At 46.2% G+C, this 24,247-nt stretch carries 22 protein-coding genes; 12 read left to right on the forward strand and 10 right to left on the reverse strand.

Annotation, left to right across the window (positions count from 1 at the left end; translation table 11 throughout):
- Positions 1-23 precede the first annotated feature (23 nt).
- Positions 24-773 carry a thioredoxin family protein gene (locus L0660_RS18515; protein WP_233798046.1) on the forward strand — a complete coding sequence of 250 codons (750 nt, stop codon included), beginning with the start codon at positions 24-26 and terminating at the stop codon, positions 771-773.
- Here the strand turns inward: L0660_RS18515 and L0660_RS18520 are convergent, their stop codons facing one another.
- Positions 774-1,220, reverse strand: a complete 447-nt coding sequence (locus L0660_RS18520; protein WP_235160706.1) for a DUF2059 domain-containing protein — start codon at positions 1,218-1,220, stop codon at positions 774-776.
- Between the two features lie 37 nt (positions 1,221-1,257).
- Positions 1,258-2,058: a GNAT family N-acetyltransferase gene (locus L0660_RS18525; protein WP_235160707.1), complete on the reverse strand. Its 801-nt coding sequence runs from the start codon at positions 2,056-2,058 to the stop codon at positions 1,258-1,260.
- Between the two features lie 110 nt (positions 2,059-2,168).
- Between L0660_RS18525 and L0660_RS18530 the strand changes: the two genes are divergently transcribed.
- The 3 genes from L0660_RS18530 (at position 2,169) to L0660_RS18540 (ending at position 4,489) form a co-directional block, all read left to right on the forward strand.
- Positions 2,169-3,008, forward strand: coding sequence for a sulfurtransferase (locus L0660_RS18530; protein ID WP_235160708.1), 840 nt, complete (start codon positions 2,169-2,171; stop codon positions 3,006-3,008).
- A 135-nt stretch (positions 3,009-3,143) separates the two neighbouring features.
- The gene (locus L0660_RS18535; protein ID WP_235160710.1) at positions 3,144-4,175 is read left to right on the forward strand and encodes an AraC family transcriptional regulator; all 1,032 of its coding nucleotides are present in this window, start codon (positions 3,144-3,146) and stop codon (positions 4,173-4,175) included.
- Between the two features lie 35 nt (positions 4,176-4,210).
- A complete protein-coding gene (locus L0660_RS18540) occupies positions 4,211-4,489 on the forward strand; it encodes a hypothetical protein (RefSeq protein ID WP_235160711.1) in 279 nt (92 codons plus the stop codon).
- Here L0660_RS18540 and L0660_RS18545 read toward each other — a convergent pair.
- On the reverse strand, positions 4,486-4,752 hold the full coding sequence (locus tag L0660_RS18545; protein WP_235160712.1) for a hypothetical protein: 267 nt from the start codon (positions 4,750-4,752) through the stop codon (positions 4,486-4,488). The genes L0660_RS18540 and L0660_RS18545 overlap by 4 nt on opposite strands.
- 169 nt (positions 4,753-4,921) lie before the next feature.
- Here L0660_RS18545 and L0660_RS18550 point away from each other — a divergent pair, with 169 nt between their 5' ends.
- Together L0660_RS18550 and L0660_RS18555 are read left to right on the forward strand one after the other, a co-directional pair.
- Positions 4,922-9,019: an FG-GAP-like repeat-containing protein gene (locus L0660_RS18550; protein WP_235160713.1), complete on the forward strand. Its 4,098-nt coding sequence runs from the start codon at positions 4,922-4,924 to the stop codon at positions 9,017-9,019.
- 110 nt (positions 9,020-9,129) lie between these two features.
- Positions 9,130-13,236, forward strand: a complete 4,107-nt coding sequence (locus L0660_RS18555; RefSeq protein ID WP_235160714.1) for an FG-GAP-like repeat-containing protein — start codon at positions 9,130-9,132, stop codon at positions 13,234-13,236.
- An 86-nt stretch (positions 13,237-13,322) separates the two neighbouring features.
- Here L0660_RS18555 and L0660_RS18560 read toward each other — a convergent pair whose 3' ends face one another.
- Both L0660_RS18560 and L0660_RS18565 read right to left on the reverse strand, forming a co-directional pair.
- Complete coding sequence (locus tag L0660_RS18560) at positions 13,323-13,556, reverse strand: hypothetical protein (RefSeq protein ID WP_235160715.1); 234 nt, start codon at positions 13,554-13,556, stop codon at positions 13,323-13,325.
- A 74-nt stretch (positions 13,557-13,630) separates the two neighbouring features.
- Complete coding sequence (locus tag L0660_RS18565) at positions 13,631-14,260, reverse strand: pyridoxamine 5'-phosphate oxidase family protein (protein WP_235160716.1); 630 nt, start codon at positions 14,258-14,260, stop codon at positions 13,631-13,633.
- A gap of 79 nt (positions 14,261-14,339) precedes the next feature.
- Here L0660_RS18565 and L0660_RS18570 point away from each other — a divergent pair, with 79 nt between their 5' ends.
- Together L0660_RS18570 and L0660_RS18575 are read left to right on the forward strand one after the other, a co-directional pair.
- Positions 14,340-15,833 carry a PLP-dependent aminotransferase family protein gene (locus tag L0660_RS18570; RefSeq protein ID WP_235160718.1) on the forward strand — a complete coding sequence of 498 codons (1,494 nt, stop codon included), beginning with the start codon at positions 14,340-14,342 and terminating at the stop codon, positions 15,831-15,833.
- A 24-nt stretch (positions 15,834-15,857) separates the two neighbouring features.
- A complete protein-coding gene (locus L0660_RS18575) occupies positions 15,858-17,072 on the forward strand; it encodes an MFS transporter (RefSeq protein WP_235160719.1) in 1,215 nt (404 codons plus the stop codon).
- On the opposite strand, the gene L0660_RS18580 is transcribed toward L0660_RS18575, so the two are convergent.
- Entirely contained in the window at positions 17,069-17,425 is a 357-nt protein-coding gene (locus L0660_RS18580; protein ID WP_026632876.1) for a helix-turn-helix domain-containing protein, read from the reverse strand. The two genes, L0660_RS18575 and L0660_RS18580, sit on opposite strands and share 4 nt — an antisense overlap.
- 125 nt (positions 17,426-17,550) lie before the next feature.
- Here L0660_RS18580 and L0660_RS18585 point away from each other — a divergent pair, with 125 nt between their 5' ends.
- Positions 17,551-17,829 carry a hypothetical protein gene (locus L0660_RS18585; RefSeq protein WP_026632877.1) on the forward strand — a complete coding sequence of 93 codons (279 nt, stop codon included), beginning with the start codon at positions 17,551-17,553 and terminating at the stop codon, positions 17,827-17,829.
- 8 nt (positions 17,830-17,837) lie between these two features.
- Here the strand turns inward: L0660_RS18585 and L0660_RS18590 are convergent, their stop codons facing one another.
- The 4 genes from L0660_RS18590 to L0660_RS18605 all read right to left on the reverse strand — a co-directional run bounded on the left by L0660_RS18590 (position 17,838) and on the right by L0660_RS18605 (position 22,752).
- Positions 17,838-18,194 carry a hypothetical protein gene (locus L0660_RS18590; protein WP_233798058.1) on the reverse strand — a complete coding sequence of 119 codons (357 nt, stop codon included), beginning with the start codon at positions 18,192-18,194 and terminating at the stop codon, positions 17,838-17,840.
- 169 nt (positions 18,195-18,363) lie between these two features.
- Positions 18,364-20,334, reverse strand: coding sequence for a TonB-dependent siderophore receptor (locus L0660_RS18595; protein ID WP_235160721.1), 1,971 nt, complete (start codon positions 20,332-20,334; stop codon positions 18,364-18,366).
- A 46-nt stretch (positions 20,335-20,380) separates the two neighbouring features.
- A complete protein-coding gene (locus L0660_RS18600) occupies positions 20,381-20,701 on the reverse strand; it encodes a DUF6660 family protein (protein ID WP_233798060.1) in 321 nt (106 codons plus the stop codon).
- A 17-nt stretch (positions 20,702-20,718) separates the two neighbouring features.
- A complete protein-coding gene (locus L0660_RS18605) occupies positions 20,719-22,752 on the reverse strand; it encodes a heavy metal translocating P-type ATPase (RefSeq protein ID WP_235160722.1) in 2,034 nt (677 codons plus the stop codon).
- A 302-nt stretch (positions 22,753-23,054) separates the two neighbouring features.
- Between L0660_RS18605 and L0660_RS18610 the strand changes: the two genes are divergently transcribed.
- From L0660_RS18610 to L0660_RS18620, 3 genes are all read left to right on the forward strand, one after another.
- Positions 23,055-23,246: a hypothetical protein gene (locus tag L0660_RS18610; protein ID WP_235160723.1), complete on the forward strand. Its 192-nt coding sequence runs from the start codon at positions 23,055-23,057 to the stop codon at positions 23,244-23,246.
- Positions 23,240-23,560, forward strand: a complete 321-nt coding sequence (locus L0660_RS18615; RefSeq protein WP_255712390.1) for a type II toxin-antitoxin system PemK/MazF family toxin — start codon at positions 23,240-23,242, stop codon at positions 23,558-23,560. Before L0660_RS18610 ends, L0660_RS18615 begins: the two co-directional genes overlap by 7 nt.
- Before the next feature lie 214 nt (positions 23,561-23,774).
- Positions 23,775-24,230, forward strand: a complete 456-nt coding sequence (locus L0660_RS18620) for a DinB family protein (protein WP_235160724.1) — start codon at positions 23,775-23,777, stop codon at positions 24,228-24,230.
- Positions 24,231-24,247 lie beyond the last annotated feature (17 nt).

A 24,247-nucleotide genomic window follows, 5' to 3' on the forward strand; every position in this document is an offset into this window, starting at 1 on the left:
CTTAATTAATAAAAACGTTCCAGATGAATTTCGGTCGTACTGAGATTTTTTTACACATTTTTTTCTTCACTGTCTGCTCCATCGCTTATGCTCAGCCACAGGAGCCAAAGGTTACCCGTTACAATGGGAAAGTGAGCCAGCAGATCGTTATGACCAGGGATTCTCCGATCTACGATCACGCCTCCGGCAAGCGGATCAGCTATGCTGTGTATGACGAAATGCTGCGAAAAAATCCGGGCGTTTACCGGACTCAGCCGATATTCGACAAATTCGGGAAAGCATCGTCTTTTGAAATAGTAAAAAAGAGCCAGTTACTGATCCAGGACAATGGATCGGTCATGCAAAATTCGGATCTGATGCCCGAGATAGGGGAGCCGCTCCCGCCGTTTGTTATGCAGGGCCTGGACGGGAGGGAATATAATTCGGAGAAACTGAAAGGAAAATATGTGCTGCTCGGATTTTGGGTCAAATTTGAAAAACCCCTTTACACGTTCGCCAGCACCAAAGTGATCTCTGATTTTATTAATGAGAATAAGAAAAAAGGGATTGACATCGTGTCACTAGGGACTACATTGAACACGGAAGAGGAATGTTTGGATGCGATCCCGAAACGGAACTGTGGTTTCATTCCCGTTCCGGAATCGTATGGTTTTAATCAGCGCTACAAAATCAGTGAGACGCCTTTTTTCATTTTATTAGACAAAAAAGGAAACATTAAGGCGATGGCTCCGCATACGGAGTTTTCCTCGATCAGCGATTTGGTACTCAGATAATCAGTAACCTTTGGCTTTCAGCTTTTCCTGAAATTCCATTGCAATTTTCCGTCCCCACTGCTGCCCGACTTGCATGGATTCCTGCATGATAATGGGCGTTTTGGAAGCGTATTTCTTACCAACAGGCGTCTCATAAAAGGCAATGAGTTGCTGTAAATCATCCTGCGTCAGGCTTTTAACGTAGACCGGTTCCAGCATTTCCACCAGATCGTCCAGTGATGTTTTTAAGAATTCGCCTTCAAATTGCTTCCATATGCTGTCCGGAACGGTGGTTTTTTGTTGTTTGAACATTGTGAACATTTGCTCAATCGCAACTTTGTAGGATTTTTCTGAGCCGGAGGCTTCAAACATTTGCTTCAATTTGGCCTTATACTCAACATTCCCTTGCGCATTTGAGAATGTAACACAGCTTAAAACAAGTAACAGGGTGTACCAGGATTTTCTCATGACTTTTGCTTTAAATGGTTGATGTTCATTGATTGTTTTAGCCCAATTGGCCACTAATGCGGTTATAAATCCCGGTGGGTTGCCAGTTTCTTTTTTCTCCCAGAAACATGCGTCTCGACAATTTGTAATGTTGAAATGACAGTTCATTTAAATAATTGATCGCAAAAATGTGATCGGACGGCAGTACGGCCGCGCTTTCGTCCTGTGCCCGTCGTTTAATCAATGCAGCTCCCGCCGCTTCCGAAATGGCCATGATCGGTCCATCGCCCCAACCCGGAATATAGAATCCCTGCACCTGATTGTCCGCAACATATAACAATCCTGAATCAATAAAATCGGAAAGCACGCCGCTGCGGTCTTCTCCTGAAACGTGCTGATCGATTGCAAGAATCTGCGGAAGATAAAGTGCCTCAAACGGCACGATGAATTCGGATGAAGAAGCCGCTTGCAAATTGCTGGTGCTTCTTAAATGCGTATAAGTGGTTTCAACTTCAAACCCCAATTTCAGATAGACAGGATATCCATATTCGGTCGCATCCAGATAAATGGTCTTGAATTTAGTTCGGTCAATGTTGGCAATAAGGTCTTCTGTGATCGCGTTCCCGAGGCCCTTTTTCCGATGCCCGTCATGCACAACAACACAGGCAAGCCAGGCCGTATCCGCATGCAGAATAGAGGTTCCGACGGCTACAAGTTCTCCCTGTTCCAAAATTTTGATCGGATGGCAGTGTGGTGAACTGATAAAATATTCGAATCTAGGGATAAGACTGCCCCAGTCAGGAGGCTGTAATGCAGACAATTGTGCTAAGTCCGCAGGTAGAAATTCGGAACTCTTCATGGTTGGCTAATAACTTTTTCGAGCTGCTAAATAGTTAAAAATCCTTTTCGGAATTGACGGCAGGTCATAAATATTTATATTTTTAGCAATCAATTCCAAATCCGAAACCTATGGAGATCATTAAAGCCGCAGATGTCAGACAGCTCATCGAAGATCAGAAAACCATCATTGTCGATGCCAGGGGCGGGCCGGATGCGTGGGAACGTTTTCGCTCTGCACACATTGAAAACGCTCTTTTTGTAAATCTGGAAACGGATCTTTCGCATAAGTCAGACAATGCTGCGCATGGTGGCCGGCATCCTTTGCCAGCGCCGGAAGTCTTTGGCGAAACGCTGGGAAAATTGGGCATTACTCCGGATGCCGTTGTGATCGTTTATGATGATAAAAAGGGTGCAAATGCTGCTGCCCGGTTTTGGTGGATGCTGAAAGCTGCGGGGCATGAGAAAGTATTTGTAGTAAGCGGCGGAATTGAAGCGCTGCAAAAAGCAGGTTTCCAGACGGTAAAGGGCGAAGCTCCGAGCCCGGTTGCTGCACCAAGATATCCATTCGATGATTATCAAATGCGCCGTGTGGATGCCGATGAAGTTGCCGAGGCAGCGGAAAATCCTGACTATATGGTGATTGATGTTCGTGAAAATTATCGGTATGTAGGTGAAAGTGAGCCAATTGATCTCGTTGCCGGGCACATTCCCGGTGCTGTCAACATTCCTTTTGCCGGAAACCTGGATAAAGACGGAAACTTTTTGCCGAGCGAAGAATTGGCCGAAAAATATAAAAGTGCATTGGGTTCACGGGATCCGAAGAATATAATCGTGCATTGCGGATCCGGTGTGACGGCTTGTCATACATTGCTGGCACTCACCGATGCCGGTATGGATGGCGCCGCACTTTACGTGGGATCATGGAGCGAATGGTCGCGCAATGATCGTCCTGTGGCGACCGGAAACTAGTTTGGAGATGCTTAATAGGATGGTACGACGCTTTTTTGCATCCGTTCAGTAACTCAAAATGAGCGGGTGTGGTCAAACGGGTTATTTTTGTTTTGGTTAAAAAACGAAACAAACTAAACCTGTAAAACGCGCGAAATGGGTGCTTATGTCCTTAACTCAACTGACATTCTTGAATTTAATAATTATCCCAACCCGCAATATGTCGGAGCAGATCATTATGCTTCGCAGGGTGACGGCTTCATTTGTTTCCGGGAAGAAAAAGTAGGAACACTCCGGTTTAAGAATGCGCTTTTCCCGCACATGCATGTGATGGATCTGCGTTGGAGCACCAATAAGGAGATTTGCATTCAAGGGAATGATGTAGGCGATAATGTTAACATCAATTTCCATATGCGGGGAAAGCTGAATACGCATTTTAAGGGTTTGAACCAAGAACTTAAAATGCGTCCCGCAACGCATAACCTCGTTTTTTCGCCTAATGACGGCGATATCAACCGTGTCGAGGCGCATGCAGAATTGGAAATGTTTCACATTAGTTTTAACAAAGCTTTTTTCGCCGATATCATTGGCTGCGATGATGCATGGAGTGAAAAAGTTTTAAATAATCTGGCTCAGAACAAGCCTTTTTCCGGCGTGAAGGGAACGATGGATCTCACGCCTACTATGCAGCTGTTAGTAAATGATGTAAGAAATTGCCAGTCGGCAGGCCCGCTCCGAAATTTGTTCATCCAATCAAAAACGCTTGAACTGCTTGGTCACCAGATCAGCCAGTTCCGGAATTCCGATTTCGTTCATGAAGACATTAAGCCCGATGAAGCAGAAAAACTGTATCATCTTAGAGCATATCTCGACGCTCACTTCCTGGATGAACTAAGTCTGACGCAGCTAAGCCGCATTTGTATTCTCAACGAGTTTAAGCTCAAAAAAGGCTTCAAACTGCTTTTCGGGACGACTATATTTCATTATCTACGGGAAAAACGAATGGAATATACGCGCAAACTTTTGCTGGACTGTTCGCTATCTGTGGAAGAAGTAGCTCATAAACTGGGATATGAGCATGCCCATCATTTTTCCACAGCTTTTAAGAAATTCTACAAAACGTGTCCATCTAGTTTTAAGATCGGCAAATATGCAACTATGCACCGGTTTCGAGACTTTGTGGTATGATATTTTGAATCAAGTACAAACGTTTGAACAGAGCCATGAAAAATCATATTGAGTGCCATTACAAAGACGGAGCACTTGTTTTTTGCACCACGCACAGTTATTCATATACAACAGCGCACCAGATTCTGGATGTTTTCAATGTGCTCGGGCTGGTTTCTAAATTGCGTGTTAAATCCTCCGATTTGTTCGGCGTGGTTGGCCGCCTTCATGTCAATTACGATCCGTTTCAAAATGATCCAGGAAAGTGGAGCGAAGTTGTTTCAGAGCTTGTTCGCAACAAAACATTCCTGGAAGAAAAACTCGAATCTTTTTAACCCTTATTAAGCTCTTGAAGCTGCTTAATTAATTCATTCAAGTCCTTTTCAGCTGTTCTGAGCGCTTTTACTTCATCGCTATCCAAAACGCTCTCGGCAGGATCGTCAAAATTCTTTGATTCCTCCATCACCTCCGGATTTTCCCTGTTCTCCTGTGAAAATTCGGTCGCAAGACTCAAATTTTTGCGTTCAAATTCAATCTGCTGCCGTTTTGAAAGAATTCGTTCTTCCAGATCTTTCTTCATGTCCTGTTCCGTATTCATAGTGTTTTTTATTGTTTAAAAATGAGCTGAAAAAACCAAGCCACTACCTTCTGCTCAATAGACTTCACCGTTCATTCATTGGTTTGTTGCTGAAAATTTTGGTTTACTAAGATTTGCGAAATGGGGACTTGATGTCGCCTGCAAATTTGTAAACCCTAAAATTCACAATATGAAACAGCACTACAAAAAGGGCCTTTATCTCATATTATTTATGCTGTGGGCCGCGGCTTACATATTGAAAATGAGCGAGCTGGTAACAGGCACACATATCCCGGACCTTCCCGCGCAAACCAAAGCAAAGAATATCCCTGACCAAAAAAGTGTCGTCCACGACAGCACCGTCAGCAACATTCAGCAAAGCCTGGCAAAACGGGAATACAACATTTCTTTTGACGACGAAAAAAAATCGCTGCAAAGCCCGAACCGCAAGCAGGGCCTGCGCGCCTACTATAAGCCAGGCGAGCTGATGGTGAATAACCGCGTTGACTCGGCAGGCCATAACTTTTCTTTCAAACTCATCAATGAAGGAATTTACGCAGACGGTCAAAAGATTCTAGGGCCGCAAACGGATGCAGCACTTTACCACGCAGATAACAAATTGCAGATCAGGCACCGCGGCTTTACCGAAGAGTTCATAAATAATGAGGAAGGCGTACGCCAGAACTTCATCATCAGTTCCGCACCAAAAGCCACCAGAGAACTTCAAGTAAGGCTATCCGCCAAAGGCTTAAAAGTCAAAGATCTCCAAAATAACCAGCTGCAATTTTATGCCGAAAACAAGAAAGGCGAGGTTGTAAGCAGTTTGATTTATAAAGATATTAAATGCTGGGATGCGAAAGGGGATACATTACCTGCAACATTAAGCTACAAAAATGGCCTGGTAATGCTGAGCGTGGCAGTGGAAGATGCCACTTATCCGGTTACCATTGACCCGATTGTCGTGAACGGTAACCCAGCCAATGCCAATTCAGTGCTGGAAAGTAATCAGACTGGTGCCCAGGCAGGCTATGCAGTTTCTTCTGCGGGAGATGTCAATGGGGACGGTTACAGCGATGTGATCATAGGTGCGCCTTTCTTTGATAAGGGTGAAAGCAATGAAGGGGCTGCGTTTATTTACCATGGTTCGGCTTCGGGCATTGCAGCGATTGCTGCCGTGACATTGGAAGGCAACCAGAATGAAGCCCAATTTGGCATAAGTGCAGCCTCCGCGGGCGACATTAATAAGGATGGGTTTAGTGACATTATTATAGGCGCACCGTTTTTTAACAAAGGTGAAAGCAAAGAAGGTGTGGCCATGATCTATTATGGTTCAGCCTCGGGGATATTGAACAATGCTACAATATTGGAAGTTAATCAACCTAATGCAAAATTTGGCCGTGCCGTGGAGGGTTTAGGAGATGTGAATGGTGATGGTTACAGTGACGTTATTGTGGGCGCCCCTTTGTATGACAAAGGCCATTCAGATGAAGGTGCAGCTTTCATCTATCACGGCTCGGCCGGCGGCATTGGGCTGGCAGCGGCCACCGTGTTGGAAGCAGACCAGAAAGAATCGCAATATGGGTACAGCTCCGCGGGCGCTGGTGATGTCAACGGCGATGGATATAACGATGTCATCATCGGTGCCTACGCTTATGACAACGGTCAAACAAACGAAGGGGCAGCTTTTGTATATCATGGATCAGCTATTGGCGTTAGTAAAATTGCTGCTGTGGTCTTTGAAAGCAACCAGAACTTTGCGCAGTTTGGCTGGTCTGTGGCCACAGCCGGGGATGTAAACGGGGATGGCTATTCCGATATCATGGTCGGCAGTGATTACTATGATTTCGGCCAGAACAACGAAGGCGCGGCATTCATTTATCAGGGATCAGCCCAAGGCATTAAAGCGGGCGCTGTCAGGCTGGAAAGCAACCAGGCCGAAGCAAGAATGGGCATCTCCGTCGCCTGTGCAGGGGACGTCAACGGAGATGGTTACAGCGATGTGCTGATCGGAATCTGGCAATTTGACAAAGGAGAGAACAATGAAGGAGCAGCAGTTATCCACCACGGCTCTGCAAATGGAATCAACATCAAAGCCGCATCAACATTGGAGAGCAATCAAGCGGATGCAGGAATGGGTTGGGCTGTAAAGAGCGCTGGGGATGTGAATGGGGATGGGTATAGCGACGTCATAACGGGTGCGAATATGTATGATAATGGGTTGGATAATGAAGGCGTAGCGTTTGTTTGGTTGGGGATGGCAAGTGGGCTGGCAAATACTTCTGTTCTGGAACTAGAGGGCAATCAGGGTAATGCACTGTTTGGGTGGTCAGTAGCTGCAGCAGGAGATGTGAACGGCGATGGATTTGGTGACATAATTGTAGGAGCCAGTCTTTTTGATAATGGTGACGTTGATGAGGGAGCTGCCTTTATTTACCATGGTTCTGTTAACGGTCTTATGCCAACTTTTACGACAGCTCTTGAGTTAAACAAAGAACAAGCAAAATTTGGCTTTTCCGTTTCCACAGCAGGAGACGTCAATGGAGATGGGTATGATGATGTGGTGGTTGGAGCTCCGCTTTTTGAAAATGGTCAAGAGAATGAGGGTGCAGTATTTGTTTACTACGGTTCGAATCTGGGAGTATCTAAAATAGGACAAACAAAAATTGAGGGAAATAAGACTGGTATTGAGCTTGGACTTTCAGTTTCAAATGCGGGTGATACCAATGGTGATGGATTTGGTGATATAGTTATAGGTGTGATATTTTATTCCAATAATGAGCAAGAAGAAGGCGCAGCATTCATTTATAACGGGTCCGCTGCGGGACTATTAATAAATTCTGTCAAAGTATTAGAGAGTAATCAGGCATTTGCATGGTTCGGCTATTCCACATCGGGTGCCGGCGATGTAAATAGTGATGGATTTGCTGACATAATTGTTGGAGCACAGTTTTATGATAATATTTATACAGATGCTGGCGCTGCAACGATTTTTTACGGCTCACTAGCAGGAATAAATGCTAATTCATTTATACAGTTGGAAAGCGACCAACACAACGCATTATTTGGCTGTTCTGTATCAAGTGCGGGCGACGTCAACGGAGATGGTTTTAGTGATCTAGTTATAGGGGCTAGAGGATATGATAACATAAGTATTGATGGAGGAGCTGCATTTATTTACTACGGGTCTGTTGCAGGAATACTGTCGGACAAATTCAACAAAATTGGAATTGCAGCGACCCATTCAAATTTGGGGGTAACCGTTGCAGGTGCTGGTGATGTGAATGCTGACGGATATCATGATGTGATTGTGGGTGCTGACTATTTTAGTAAGGGTGAGAAGGAGGAGGGGGCCGCTTTTATTTTTCCGGGAACAAATGCTGGAATTTTTGCAGAGCCTATTTTTGAAGTTCAAGGTCAACGTGAATTTTATTTCTTAGGACGAGCGTTAGATGGTGCAGGAGATATCAATGGGGATGGATATGGTGATATAGTTATTGGAACCCAATTTTTTGATCATGAAAGTTTTGATGAGGGTTCTGCAACTATCTACTACGGAAACAACTTTAATAATAACAACAACCTCCAAAACAACCTACGCCTCTACAACTCCGACCTCACAACCCCTATCAACCAATCCCAAAAAGCCAAAAACAATTTTGGAATTAGCCTTTATGCAAAGTCTTTTCTTGGGAGGAGCAAGGGGAAGCTGGTTTGGGAGACAAAGGCTAAGGGCCAGGGGTTTTCTAAGGGGGCGAATAATGTAATTACGAATAGTACGATGTCCTCGGGTTCTTGGATTGGTTATGCGAGTTTGGGGTTGACGGGGGTTGAGATGAAAAGTGTGATTGCAAAGCAAGGGACTTCAACCAAGGTGCGTGTGCGGGTGAAATATGATCCGGCGTTGGCATTGACCGGCCAGCTCTATGGTCCGTGGCGCTATTTGCCTGCTTACCTTTTGGGTAACAGCGCTGCGCCGGTTCCGGAGAATGTTGTAGATGATATGTCGGAGACCGTCAGGAGGAAGGTCGGGGAGACGATGGCGGAAAGGGAAGGGGAATTGATTTACGTATATCCTAACCCGGCATCTGATCGGTTAATGTTGAAGTCGGATGATTTTGATAAGATAAAAAGTATTCAAATGTTGACGGTCACGGGCCGGTCGGTTTATCGCTCTTTAACTCCGGTTACGGAAATTGATGTCCGGAATGTTGCGGCGGGGAGTTATATTTTATTGATCACGCATGCTGACGGTTCCGCGAGTACGCGTAAAGTAGTGATTGAAAAGTGATGTATATCTTAGTGAATAGCCATACATGATTTTTATTTTTTTACGCCTGCCCTTGAGAACAGGATATGTACTGTCTACTGCAAATTTTTTAAAACACGAAAACTCAGAATATGAAACAGCACTACAAAAAAGGCCTTTATTTCGTTTTATTCTCAATGTTGGTAATCGCTTATATATTAAACACACAGCGGCTAACATTGAGCAAAAGCGTTTCATATATAACTAAAATGGTTAGGCTGAATGAATATCAACAACAGAGCAATGTCATCCACGACAGCACTGTCAGCAACATTCAGCAAAGCCTGGCAAAACGGGAATACAACATTTCTTTTGACGACGAAAAAAAATCGCTGCAAAGCCCGAACCGCAAGCAGGGCCTGCGCGCCTACTATAAGCCAGGCGAGCTGATGGTGAATAACCGCGTTGACTCGGCAGGCCATAACTTTTCTTTCAAACTCATCAATGAAGGCATTTACGCAGACGGTCAAAAAATTCTAGGGCCTCAAACTGATGCAGCACTTCACCACGCAGATAACAAATTGCAGATCAGGCACCGCGGCTTTACCGAAGAGTTCATAAACAACGAGGAAGGCGTACGCCAGAACTTCATAATCAGTTCCGCACCAAAAGCGACTAGAGAACTTCAAGTAAGGCTATCCGCCAAAGGCTTAAAAGTCAAAGATCTTCAAAATAACCAGTTGCAATTTTACGCCGAAAACAAGAGAGGCGAGGTGGTCAGCAGTTTGATTTATAAAGATATTAAATGCTGGGATGCGAAGGGGGATACATTACCCGCAACATTAAGCTACAAAAATGGCCTGGTAATGCTGAGCGTGGCAGTGGAAGATGCCACTTATCCGGTTACCATTGACCCGATTGTCGTGAACGGTAATCCAGCCAATGCCAATTCGGTGCTGGAAAGTAATCAGGCTGGTGCCCAGGCAGGCTATGCAGTTTCTTCTGCGGGAGATGTCAACGGGGACGGTTACAGCGATGTGATCGTAGGTGCGCCTTTTTTTGATAAGGGTGAAAACAATGAAGGGGCTGCGTTTATTTACCATGGTTCGGCTTCGGGCATTGCCGTGAATGCTACAATAACATTAGAAGGCAACCAGAATGAGGCCCAATTCGGCATAAGTGCCGCCTCTGCGGGTGACATTAACAAGGATGGGTTTAGTGACATTATCATTGGAGCGCCCTTTTATGGCAAAGGCGAAAACAAAGAAGGCGTGGCAATGGTTTTTTACGGTTCAGCCCTTGGCATCAAAAGCAACGGGACAATTCTGGAAGTCAACCAGGCTGATGCGAAGTTTGGCAGGGCTGTGGAAGGTTTGGGTGATGTTAATGGCGATGGTTATAGTGACGTGATTGTCGGCGCTCCCATGTACGACAAAGGGCAGGCAGACGAAGGCGCAGGTTTCATTTATCACGGCTCGGCCAACGGCATCAGCCCGGCAGCCGCTATTGTTTTGGAAGCCGACCAGGCCGGCGCTCAATATGGTTACAGCCTGGCAGGTGCAGGCGACGTTAACGGAGATGGTTATAATGATGTAATCATTGGTGCTTATGCCTATGACAATGGTCAAACCAATGAAGGAGCTGCGTTTATCTATCACGGATCGGGAATTGGAGTCGGTAAAAATGCTGCTATCTTCTTCGAAAGCAACCAGATCAATGCGCAGTTTGGCTGGGCCGTGGCAACAGCCGGCGATGTGAACGGCGATGGTTACTCCGATATCATTATCGGCAGTTATCTCTATGATTATGGTCAGGCTAATGAAGGCGCGGCATTCATTTATCAAGGATCAGCCCAAGGCATTAAAGCAGGGGCGATCAGGCTGGAAAGCAACCAGGCCGAAGCACGACTGGGCATCTCGGTCGCATGTGCAGGGGACGTCAATGGGGACGGTTATAGCGACATTATGATCGGCATTTGGCAATATGACAAGGGTGAAAGCAATGAAGGTGCAGTCGTGGTACACCATGGCTCTGCAAACGGAATCATCAGCACAGCAGCATCGACACTTGAAAGCAACCAGGCTGATGCAGGGTTAGGGTGGGCAGCGAAAAGCGCTGGCGATGTGAATGGAGATGGGTATAGCGATATTATTACCGGAGCGAATGGGTTTGATAAGGGGCAGGTGGATGAGGGGGTGGCGTTCGTTTGGTTGGGGATGGCGGAGGGGATTCAAAATCCTCCATCTTTCTCAACTAAATTTCAATTTGATTATCAAAGGATGAGTACATCCTCAGCTGGTGATATCAATGGAGACGGATTTAGCGACCTTATAATAGGAATTCCAGACTACAATGAAACGGGAGCCGTCTTTATATATTATGGCTCAATTAATGGCATTAGCAATAACCCAAACACGACCATTGAAAATGTTCCGGCGAGCGATGAATTTGGTTGGTCCGTATCCAGTGCAGGTGATGCCAACGGCGATGGATACGGGGATATAATAATAGGAGACATTACCTATTTCGTGGAACAGGACCCTCAAACACTTGAAATCATTTCAGGCGCGGCATTTATATATTATGGATCGCCTCAAGGAGTTAATAAAAATGTGAATACCATTCTTAAAAGCAAAAAAGGTACATCCCTTATGGCTTGGTCTGTTTCCAGTGCAGGTGATGTCAACGGAGACGGATATGGAGACATTTTGGTAGGGGACGAAAGCTATGATAATGGTCAAGAAGAGGAGGGCGCTGTGTTCGTGTACCATGGATCTCCAAGTGGCGTCAATCCAGTGGCTGCTGTAATTTTAGAAGGTGATAAAGTTTTTACACAGCTTGGCTATGCAGTTTCCAGTGCTGGCGACATTAACGGAGATGGATATTCCGATATCATTAGCGGAGGTCCATATTACTCGAATGGTCAAATTCAGGAAGGGGTTGTATTTATTCACTATGGGTCGCAATCCGGAATTTCCAAGAATTCATTTATAAAACTGGAAAAGGATAATGATCAAGCTAATTTTGGCATCAGTGTTTCAAGTGCTGGGGACGTTAATGGAGATGGGTTTAGTGACATCATTGTCGGCGCGAGTCAATATAGCAATGGCCAGTCGAACGAGGGCGCGGCCATACTTTATTATGGACAAGGAGGTGGATTAAATACCACACCTCATGTTCTGGAATGTAATCAAACTAATGCTAGAATGGGCTCATCTGTCTCAAATGCGGGTGATTTAAATGGCGATGGGTACAGTGATCTAGCTATAAGCGTTCCTGACTTCTTTGTATCCCAAAGCATTCGGGGAAAATCAATGATTTATTTCGGATCATCTGTTGGAATTAACAATAGTACAATCCCTATGAATCTCAACAATACCAATCTTGTCGAGCCCTTCACTGATTTTGAATTGTCAGTAACTTCTGCCGGTGATCTTAATGGAGACGGATATGGAGATTTAGCAATCACTTCTCTATTCTTTAATTATGAGAGTCTTACACAGAAGAACATCGGTTTAATCTATCTTGGAAATTCAAACTCCAACAACAACCTCCAAAACAACCTACGCCTCTACAACTCCGACCTCACAACCCCTATCAACCAATCCCAAAAAGCCAAAAACAATTTTGGAATTAGCCTTTATGCAAAGTCTTTTCTTGGGAGGAGCAAGGGGAAGCTGGTTTGGGAGACAAAGGCTAAGGGCCAGGGGTTTTCTAAGGGGGCGAATAATGTAATTACGAATAGTACGATGTCCTCGGGTTCTTGGATTGGTTATGCGAGTTTGGGGTTGACGGGGGTTGAGATGAAAAGTGTGATTGCCAAGCAAGGGACTTCAACCAAGGTGCGTGTGCGGGTGAAATATGATCCGGCGTTGGCATTGACCGGCCAGCTCTATGGTCCGTGGCGTTATTTGCCTGCTTACCTTTTGGGTAACAGCGCTGCGCCGGTTCCGGAGAATGTTGTAGATGATATGTCGGAGACGGTCAGGAGGAAGGTCGGGGAGACGATGGCGGAAAGGGAAGGGGAATTAGTTTACGTATATCCTAATCCGGCATCGGATCGGTTAATGTTGAAGTCGGATGATTTTGATAAGATAAAAAGTATTCAAATGTTGACGGTCACGGGCCGGTCGGTTTATCGATCGTTGGCTCCGGTTACGGAAATTGATGTCCGGAATGTTGCAGCGGGGAATTATATTTTATTGATCACCCATGCTGACGGTTCCATGAGTACGCGTAAAGTAGTGATTGAAAAATAAGTGTTTTTTTGGTGAATGTGAAGAGAAAATCCTTCTGTGTTCAGGAGGATTTTTCTGTTCTTAATATGCGGGATCAAGTGCTCGAATCAAACCAAAATTGCCATGTCCGGATCGTTCGAATTTTGAAAGGTGTCCGAAGAATAGCCCAAACCAACTCGTTTTCCGGTGTTTTCAGCCTGTTCCAAAAGTTGAAAGACTTTTTCTTCTCCTTCCAGTTGGAGCGCTTGGTATAAAACATTCCCGTAATGAAATTCCTGGGAACCTAGTCCGTTTTTTAGGGCAGCCAACTGGCAACGGTCAAAAATTTCCTTTCCTGTCATGGTTTGCAATGTTTGGGTTCATCTGGTATCAATCTGACCGAAAGATGCGCAAATTTTGCCCAAGGTTGCATGGGTTAAGCCAAATGTTTTGGCAACGGGATGTTCTGGCTCAGCTCGTCCGCAACCGGCGCCAGATATTTTGTCTGGATGGGAATGATGCCCGACCAGATCGGAAGCTCCAAATCTTCCTCTTCGTCCTTAGGCATGCCCGACCGCGTTTTGGCACAGGCTTCTTCCAATGAGAATGCTAATGCAGTTGTTTTCCTGACTTCGCTGTCCGTCATCGGACGGAGATAATCCCAGCTGTTGGGGACGATCTTGGTCGTAAGCCATTCAAATGCAGCTTTTTTCGTATCCCAGTCCTCCACTTTTTCGGCATTTGAAAATATTATAACCGACCGGTAGTTGACAGAATGACTGAATGCAGACTTCGCCACAACAAGCGCGTCGGTGAGCATAACGGTAATGCAAACCGGAATCCCTTTCTCGATCTCCCTGATAAAATGGCTGCCTACTGAGCCGTGAATGTAAATTTTGTCCTCATAGCGCACAAAGGCAGTTGGAATAGAAAATGGCCGATTGTCAACGGCGTAACTGATCGTACAGAATAACGCTTCATCAAGAATGGCGTAGATCACCTCATTGTCGGAAGTGGATCTTTTGGGTAATCTGCTGGGTAAAAGATGGGATGGAGGAGTGCTCATGTGTTTTTGTTTTTTACAAAAATATGCTGAAATTGGCTGCTCAAAAGAGTCCAATATTTAGAAATTAAGTGGTCCAATTATGGTGCAGGTTCTCTCCACTTTGCTGCATGTTGAAAAGGGCAGCAAGCAGCCCGTATATCTGCAAATTGCCAACCAACTCATGGCGCTGATCCGTAACGGAACATTGCAAACAGGATACAGATTGCTTAGTACCAGGCAATTGGCGACATTATTGAAGGTGCATCGACGAACCGTGGTGCAGGCGTACGACGAATTACTGGCGCAGGGCTGGCTGGAAAGCCACACCGGGAACGGAACATTTGTGGCCAAACATTTGCCCGAAATCCAATCAGCCAAAAAGGACATGCATGCGGAAAAGGCCATTATGCCTGCTTCGAAAGCAGGTTTTCATTTCAAGCAGGCACCGCACCTCGACCGGGCGGTCCTTCGCAATAGCACGCGCTTGCATTTGGACGATGGTTTTCCCGATCCCCGGCTTGCACCGCTGGAAGACCTATCGAGGGCTTACCGCAGCCAGCTATTAGGCGCGAATCCGTATGCAAGGTTGGGTTATGGTGATACAAAAGGCGCTTCCTGGCTCAGGGAAGAGCTTTCTGCCTACCTCAATGAGACGCGCGGGATGAAAACCTTGCCCGACAACATATTGATCGTCCGGGGAGTGATCATGGGTTTGTATCTCGTGAGTACGGCCCTGCTGGAACCTGGGGATAATGTGGTGGTTTCCGCACCGGGGTGGTTTGGCGCTAATATGAATTTTACGCAGGCCGGTGCGAATGTGCTGCGGCTGCCAGCGGATGAACACGGGATAGATGTGGCCGCATTGGAACAAATGTGCCAAAAACAAAAGATCAGGCTGGTTTATGTGACTTCGCATCACCATTATCCCACCACCGTCGCGCTTCGTGCCGACCGGCGTCTTAATCTGCTGAAACTGGCCGAGCAATATGGTTTTATTCTATTTGAGGACGATTACGATTGCGATTTTCATTATTTAAGCAAACCGCTCATGCCACTTGCAGGCGCAGATACGGCGGGAATGGTCATGTATTGCGGATCTTTTACCAAAACAATTTCACCCGCTTTCCGCATCGGTTATCTGGTCGGGCCGGCGGATGTGATCTCTTATCTGGCCAAATTGAGGCGGATCATCGACCGGCAGGGTGACCAGATGCTGGAAAATGCCATTGCAGAATTGCTGCATACAGGCGTCATTCAAAGGCATTTACGCAAGTCAGTGCGGATATACAAGCAGCGCAGGGACTTATTCTGTGACCTGTTGCGGAGCCAGCTCGGCGATCACGTAACGTTCCAGGTTCCCGATGGCGGTATGGCGGTCTGGACGCAGTTTGATCCTAACATTAACCTTGTCAAACTTGCGGAGAAAGCGCTGCAAAAAGATTTGTATATGTCCAGTGGAACATCCGGAATTCCGGCGGGAAATGCTTACGACGAGCCACCGGGCAGCGCTATACGGCTCGGTTTTGCCTCTTCCAATGCACAGGAATTGGAAGAAAGTGTTGAGATAATCAGGAATTTATTGGGAAATTTGTGAGCCAATTAGCCTTGAAGATAAAGTATGCTGAATAAGATCATTGAAAGTTATCGCGTCTCATTTAGCGGATTAAGCCGGGAAACCTGGTTGCTGAGTCTGGTCATTCTGGTTAACCGCTGCGGCTACATGGCGGTCCCTTTCATGAGTATGTACATTACCCAAAGCCTGCATCGCAGCATTGCGGACGCAGGTTTGGTCATCACCTTATTTGGTGCGGGTTCCGTTCTCGGCGGCATGGCGGGCGGTTACCTGACGGACATCTGGGGTTTCCGGCCCGTACAGATAGTTTGCCTAATTATCAGCGGAATACTCTTCATTCTCTTCGGAATGGTCACCGATTTCACTGCTCTTTGTTTTCTGATTGTGTTGCTCAGTTTCTTCGTGGAGGCTTTCAAGCCTGCGAACAGCACGGCGGTTGCCGCTTATTCTTCGCCGGAAAATCTTACACGGTCTTATGCATTGAACCGGCTTGCAACCAACATTGGCTTTGGTTTCGGCACTTCTGTGGGCGGAATCCTGGCGGCCATTAATTACAGCTTGCTGTTTTGGGTGGACGGAATCGTATATGCAATGGCTGGCGTGTTAATCCTGTTTTTGCTCCCGAATGCAAAATTGGTTCGGTCTGTTAGTCGTGAAGATAGCAATGCCAAATCGGGGCAATCGCCGTGGAAAGACATGCTGTTTGTCCGCTTTATGGTGATTGTAATGTTGTATATGATCTGCTTTGTGCTGTTATTCCGGCTGGTGCCGGTGTATTGGAAAGAACAGATGCACATTCATGAAGCAACGATCGGCATCTTGCTGGGAATGAACGGGTTGATTATTGCGCTCTTTGAAATGGTCCTGATCCAGAATCTGGCAAACCGACGTCCGGATTCGTACTTTATGATCGCTGGAACACTATTCAGTGCACTGGCTTTCAGTATGCTGGTTGTTCCGGTAGTTACGCCGATCATTCTGGCGGGTGCTGCGGTGCTGTTTTTTACGATCGGGGAGATGCTCGCATTGCCTTATATCAGCACTTTCGTGCTTGCCCGCGCTTCGGAATTTAACAGAGGGAAATACTCCGCCGCCTATTCCGTTTCCCAGTCGGTTGCACAGATTATAGGCCCGGCAGCCGGTGCCTACATTGCAGCGCATTGGGGCTATAATGTTTTGTGGGTTGCATTGATTTTTCTCAGCCTTGTGTGCGCAGCAGGGTTCAAAACGCTTTTTCAAGAAAGAATGGGGCTCGGTTAAGCCTCATTTTCTTCTGATTTTCGTGCTTGTTCCAACAGATCGAGCAATTCTTTATTTTTTTCAGCTTCCCGTTCCAGGGCCTTCTTTTGCAGTTCGATCAGATCGTCTTTTTTCACCATCACATAATTTTCCTGAGGCTCTTCAAACTGCGGGCTTTCACCGATGAGGTAGGCTGCGGTTGTGCTGAATAGTTCTGCCAGTTTTTTGAATTCAGCAATGGAGGGTTCGTTCTTATTTGTTTCCCAATTTGAAATCGTTCCCTTTCCTTTTTTCGCCATAATTAGCGCCAGCTGTTCCTGGCTCAAACCTAATTTTTCGCGACCCTGCTTTATTCTTTGGCCTATACTAATCATTTATTTAGAATTTAGTGCAGTTAATTTGATAATAATATATTTTTATTGTACTTTTGTATATCGCTTTCAGTAACGCACAAATTACAAAAAAGCAAGTATACTCTCACACATTATCGCTGTATCAAATGGAAAAACACCAGACCAGGGTGAAAGAGTACGGTTGTATGACAATCAAAGAGCGCCTGCTCCTCCGGTTCATCAAGTCAAGAAATGTTGTCGGCAAAAACTGGCGCGGCGTGTTAGCCTCCCGCGATCCTTTCTTTAACACCAAGCTGGGCGGAGATTATTTAACCTCCGTCGCCCAGGCAGTGTCAGACAGTAGTCGCGGCAATGTCGACCGCATTGAGCGCGTGACTGTTGCGCTCGAAAAAATTGCAGGCATTAAGCCGGTTAACGTTGTGTAACCTAACCGTTACTTTAATTCCGTAGTAATGAATTCCAGAACGCCGGTGCCGGTATTTTTTAGATCATGAATGGAGCTGCCCTGCTCAATAATATTTTGAAAAGAGGTTTGCCCTTTTTTGAATGTAAAACTTACCTGGCTGCCGTCCTCCTGGTTAGAAACGCCCTGGCCGTCCTGTAAAACCGTCCAGAAATAATCGTAGTTATGACGATGATAATGGATGCGCTCGCCAGGCTGCAGGCTAATGTGCCATACTTTCACTTTATCATTCTCAAAAAGCAAAGTATCGCCAACGGCTTGGTTCTGCGTGTTTTCTACTAGTTCTTCCCGAAGTTGTTCAGGGGATAATGCATCGGTTCTGGACATTGTTCCTCGCGGTTTTGTTTATCGTTGATTGACTTTTTATGTTCTTTTGGAATTGACAAAAGGGTTTTTAGTTAAAAAATTACTCTAATTAAAGTCGTGGGATCAGGCAAAAAGCATTGGATAATAACCAGGAAAAGGAGCGGCTTCCCAACTCCTTTTCCTGGGTTTTTTACAAATTAATTTTGATGCCTCCGTTAAATACAAAACCGTCTAATGGTGCGTAAATGTCGCGGAAAACGGGATTAGTGATTGAACCTGAGTTGATGCTGTCGAAGCGCGTTTGCCGTGCGTCGAGGAAATTTTCAAAATTAATGTAGATGGAAAACCGCTCCCACAGTCGCTCCACCATGAAACCGAGGATAACATATTCTTTGCCGGTTTTGCCGTCGCTTAGTTTTTGTTTACTAAAATAATAAGCTTCCAATCCGGCCTTCCATTTTTCCTCTACTTCATAAAACAACACAGAGTTAATCCTGTGTTTGGGCGTCAGGAAATTCTGCTGATGACGGCCGTTTTCTGAAATTCTGGCATCCGTATAGGTGTAGCCAAGAAACAGTTTGAAGTCGCTGTAACCCAGTTTCAAATTTGTTTCCGTTCCACGCGTGTCGATGTGCCCGTTAATGTTCTGAAACAGATATCCTCCGTCGCGGTCCGGTTTCAGAATCAGGGGCTTGTTGATGTAAGTATAAAAGAACAACTGGTTAACGCTCAGGCTCAGTTGGTCATTAAATAGCATGGTCTGATAATTCAGATCCCAGTTTCCGCCATAGCTGTGTTCGAGGCGGTTTCTGTCTTTATCAATTCCTGAAACCCGCTGATACTGAATCCGCTCGCTCTCTTCCGTGAAAATTGTGGGCGCTTTATAGCCCATGCCGCCACCGATCCGGGAAGTAAAGGCAGGCGAAAATTTCAGTAATGCCGAAATCCTGGGCAGAAAAGCCAGGCCGTAATCCATCACATAATCGGCACGCAAACCGGTTTCCACATGCATCCATTCAGCTGCTTTCCAGGTATTTTGTGCGAATGCGCCGAATGTGTTGAGGTTATAGTCGCGTTTTGGAGCATTAACAGGCATCTTTTCCTTGAACTGGTCCGTCCACAAATTGGCTCCCGCGATCCATTCCAGTTTTTCACCATGATTGGCATAGGACGCTTCCGTGAATGTCGAATATTGCGTTCCGTCAAATGTGTACCCGGGCGTCGTAAGCTTTCTGTTGAAATAGCTGACGCTGTTTTTCACGATAAAGTGCTCGTGGTTTCCAAAGATGTGATCGAACAAAAACTGCGTGCTGATGCGCTCCGTTTTGTTCTTTTCGAAATAGGTGTGACCCGGTTCGTTTTGGTTTTTAATCAAATGCATATCCCCGCCGATGCGATTTTCGAATGCCGTGTTCACGCCCAGACTGATCGTTGTATTCTGATTGAGATACACAAAAAAACGTGGATTGAATGTAAAACGCTCAAATTTCGGAATGGCTGAGAGGTCATTTCCGGAAGGGTCATAGGCTGCATTGCGATTATGCGCAGCGAAGATGGTGGCACCCGTTTTCCCAAATTTTTTGGAATAAAAACCATTGGCGTCAAAGCCGCCTGCGCTTGTCCCATTCAAATGAAATCTCAGTTCCTGCTCGTCCTTGGGCGTTTTCGAGATCAGGTTGACCAGACCGGCAATCGCGCCGCCTCCGTATAATGTAGATGCGGCACCTTTGATCACCTCCACTTGTTTGAGATCCAGCGGTGGAATTTGCAGCAAGCCCAACCCGCTCGAAGCGCCCGAATAAAGCGGGAAGCCATCCTTCAAAATCTGTGTATACCGGCCGTCCAGGCCTTGAATACGAATGCTGGCGTTGGCGCTTGTGGCCGAAGTGGTCTGCACCTGAATGCCCGTGCTTTCGCTGAGCACCATGCGGATGTCGCCTGGTTTCATGTTTGCTTTTTCGTCCAGTTCCTCGCCGGCAATGAATTCCACGCGGGTAGGAATGTCGCGGATTGTGCGAGAGCTGCGGGTGGAGGAGATAGTGACTTCCTCCATTTCCTGGGTTTTGTCTGTTTGGTAAACAGATGTTGTATCGGTTTTATCTTGTGCCTGAATTCGGCCGGCATATAGCACAACCAGCACAAGCAAGAAAAATTTCTGCATTGTGAGATTTAAATCAAAGTAAAAAAAAAGGATTGTTATTACTGATTTAAACCAGCTTGGGCGGCTGCCAGATGGCAATGGGGATTATTTCGAAATAGGGATCTTTGTAAAAAGCGGTTTGAAATGCAGCCCGAACATGCGATTGCAATGCAAAATAAGGCGTTGATAACACATTCAAAACCTGCCCGCAGCACGCACAAATGCAGAATGGTGAGCAATTTTCCGAGTGATTTTCGTGATCCTGCTGCGTGTTATTGTTGAAAGCCGTTTCATACCGGTCATCGTCCATGCATTCCACCTCGTCGCCGCAGGGAAGCAGCGCCAGCAGGAGCATATAGGCAGACAGCAGGATGGCCAGAAACTTCATTGAATGTGTTTTTTTACCTAAATTTTCTTTCCCTGTATTCTGAAAGCGTTCAGGATCGCCAGCAAAGCTACGCCAACATCTGCAAAAACCGCTTCCCATAATGTTGCAATTCCTCCGGCGCCGAGGATCATCACGAGCACTTTGACGCCCATGGCGGCCGAAATGTTTTGATATACAATGCTTTTGGTAATCTTCCCGACTTTGATGGCGGAAGCAATTTTTACAGGCTGATCGTTCTGGATCACAATGTCGGCCGTCTCAATTGCCACATCTGAGCCCAAAGCGCCCATAGCAATGCCCACATCAGCCAGCGCAATCACAGGCGCATCATTCACGCCGTCGCCCGCAAAGGCAATGTGCCTGCCCTCCGCTTTCAGCTGCTCCACAATCCGGACCTTGTCCTCGGGTAGTAAATTTCCATAGCTTCGACCGATTTGCAGCTGTCCGGCGATATGCGAAACAACCGCTTCCTTATCTCCCGAAAGCATAATCGTCTCAATTCCAAGCTTTTTCAGCTCTAAAACCGCCTCCAACGCATCCTCTTTGATCTCGTCGGCAATGGTAATGTAGCCGGCATAGGCATTGTTAATCGCTACGGCGACAATGGTTTCGGCAATGCTGGCAAGCTCACTGGGGTAAGCGACCTGGAATTTGTCCAGCAATTTCAAGTTTCCGGCCAGCATTAAGTCTTCGCCGATTTTCCCTTTGAGACCGTGACCCGAAATCTCTTCGACGTCGGTTGGTTTAATCAATCTGAGACCGGAAGCATGCGCAACGACGGCCTTTGCCACAGGATGGGTGGAATAACTTTCCAGCGAAGCCGTTTTGGTAAGAAAGTCATTGATATTCAGTTTGGTCTCTACTTTCTGCACCTTGAAAACACCTTTGGTCAATGTGCCTGTTTTGTCCGAAACCAGCGTATCAATTTTAGTAATGACATCGAGGAAGTTCGCTCCCTTTACAAGAATCCCATTGCGGGACGCCAGCCCGATCCCGCCGAAATAGCCCAGCGGAATTGAAATTGTCAGCGCACAAGGGCATGCGATCACGAGGAACACCATGCCGCGATAAAGCCATTGGTCAAAAACATAATTACTTACAAAAAAGTAGGGCAGGAGGATGATCAGCAATGCCAGGAGAAAAACGATAGGCGTATAAATCTTTGCTAACCGGCTTATCAGCAATTGAGTAGGTGCTTTTCTCCCGGTTGCTTCCTGCACCATTTCCAGAATCCGCGAAAGTTTTGAGTCTTTAAAAAGCGCTGTAACCTCCACTTCAACCGACTTCTCCGTGTTGATCATTCCAGCCAGAACAGCTTCATTTTGACTCTTCTGGTCGGGAACGGATTCGCCGGTAAGAGCGGCTGTGTTGAATGTGCCGTTAAGCGATTTTAATGTGCCATCCAAAGCCACTTTTTCGCCCGCTTTCACGACAATCGTCTCGCCAACGGCCACAGAACCGGGAGCAACCTGAATATCTTTACCATCGCGGATGACAGTAACCTGCTCGGGCCGGATGTCCAGAAGCGCCTTAATTGACCGCTTGGACCTGCTAACAGCCAGATCCTGGAACAATTCTCCGATCTCGTAAAAGATCATAACCGCAACGCCTTCGCTGAATTCGCCTATATAGAAAGCACCGATGGTCGCAATGGTCATCAATGTAAATTCATTGAAAAAGTCGCCGCGCATCACGCGACGGAAGGCAGTTGCAATGGTTTTGTTTCCAGCCAGCACATATGCAGTCAGCATGAGGACGATCTCAGCATTCCGGTCAACCTCGATTTTTAAAATAAACGTGGCAAAAAGAAAACCAAATAAGATGGCCAAACTCACCCAGAGCATCCAGCGGCTTTTCAGCAATCCCGCATCTGAGCCGCTGCCATGGTCGTGGCTATGATCGTGGTCGTGGTCATCGTTATCCCAGTGGTCATGCCCGTCATGTGCTGCGTGAGAATGTTCTTTTTTATGGTTTATCAAAACCGGCATATCTGCCGAACAGCAATCCTTGCTATCCTGATGTATATGTTTTTTATCTGTGTCAATCTTCATTGCATTATAATCAAAAGGTGTTTGCGTTATCGCAATCATTTGTAACCGGCATTCGATAACAACATAGCAAATATATGCGCTAACACCGTGCAACAGGGTTACAAGTCCTGAAAATCAGCTAATTGCAATGCTGTTGCAGTGGAATTGATGCGTTTGATCCGGTCAGCAGAACACCGGATTTTTTGCATCCGGCTGAATTTCAGTTGACAATTTGATTTGTTATAACAATATTATAACTTTGGAATATGTTGGTCAGAGTGCGTAGGATCGGAAACTCCCAGGGCGTTATCCTTTCAAAAAACATGATGGAACAGTGCAATATCAAGGACCTTGTGAATGTGGAGGTCAAAGGAAATGCCATTGTCATTGAACCTGCCACGCAGAGTCCGCGGGCGGGTTGGGAACAGCAATTTGAGTTGGCTAATAAAGGGAGTGAGGAAGATTTGATGGAGGGGTTTTCCAATGAATTCGATGACGCCGAGTGGACATGGTGATCAAAAGATTTGAAATTTATCTTGTTTCTCTTGATCCTACCGTCGGAAGTGAAATAAAGAAATCGCGGCCGTGCGTCGTGATCTCTCCCGACGAAGTCAACCTGTCGCTCAACAAGGTCATCATAGCACCGCTTACATCCACCATCAAAAAATACCCTACACGCATTGCCTGTTCCGTAGCAAACAAAGCCGGGCAGATCGCTTTGGATCAGCTCAGGACCGTTGATAAAGTGAGGCTCAGCAAGAAGATCGGCATTCTGGACGCCGAGACTTCCGAAGGCGTGCTGGATATAGTTAAAGCATTATTCGCCTGACTTTCATAACGACCTGTTTCAAAGAAGTTACCGATAGCAGCGTGTGTGGGGGTTGCCGAGGAAACGGTTTGCGTGATCTTATTGGTGAGCACTTGATCCCGAAATTTCCCCGGAATGCACCAGCCCACGCGATAGCCGGGCGCGAATGGCCTCCGTAAGTGCCTTATCCGGAATGTTTGTTACATTACGCTGCACATTAATAAAACTGTTAGCTATGAAAATTGAAATCCTTATTCAACTTTTCGAACGAGACCTTAAAAAATTACGGGACGAAATTCAACAATATCCTTCCGATGATTCACTATGGGTCCGATTGCCTGGGACGATCAATACGGGTGGCAACCTTTGCCAGCATTTGATCGGGAATCTGAGGACTTATGTGGGGCTTGCACTAGGCCAGGTGCATTATGTGAGGAACCGCGACGCAGAGTTTGCTGAGCGACTCTTCACCCAAACAACCTTGCTCGATGAACTGGATAAATTGCTGTCTATTGTAGTGAATTCCGTCGCGAGCCTGTCCGAAGCGCAGCTCGATGCCGAATATCCCCGGAATGTCCTGGATATGTTCGCCAATCAAACCACTGCATTGGTTCTTACCCATTTATCAACCCATTTATCATACCACTTGGGCCAGATCAATTATCACCGAAGATGGATCTCGACGCTTTAAGCAGTTTGATAAGGCCG

This window comes from Dyadobacter sp. CY351 (assembly GCF_021502625.1).
GTDB classification, from domain to species: Bacteria; Bacteroidota; Bacteroidia; order Cytophagales; family Spirosomataceae; genus Dyadobacter; species Dyadobacter chenhuakuii.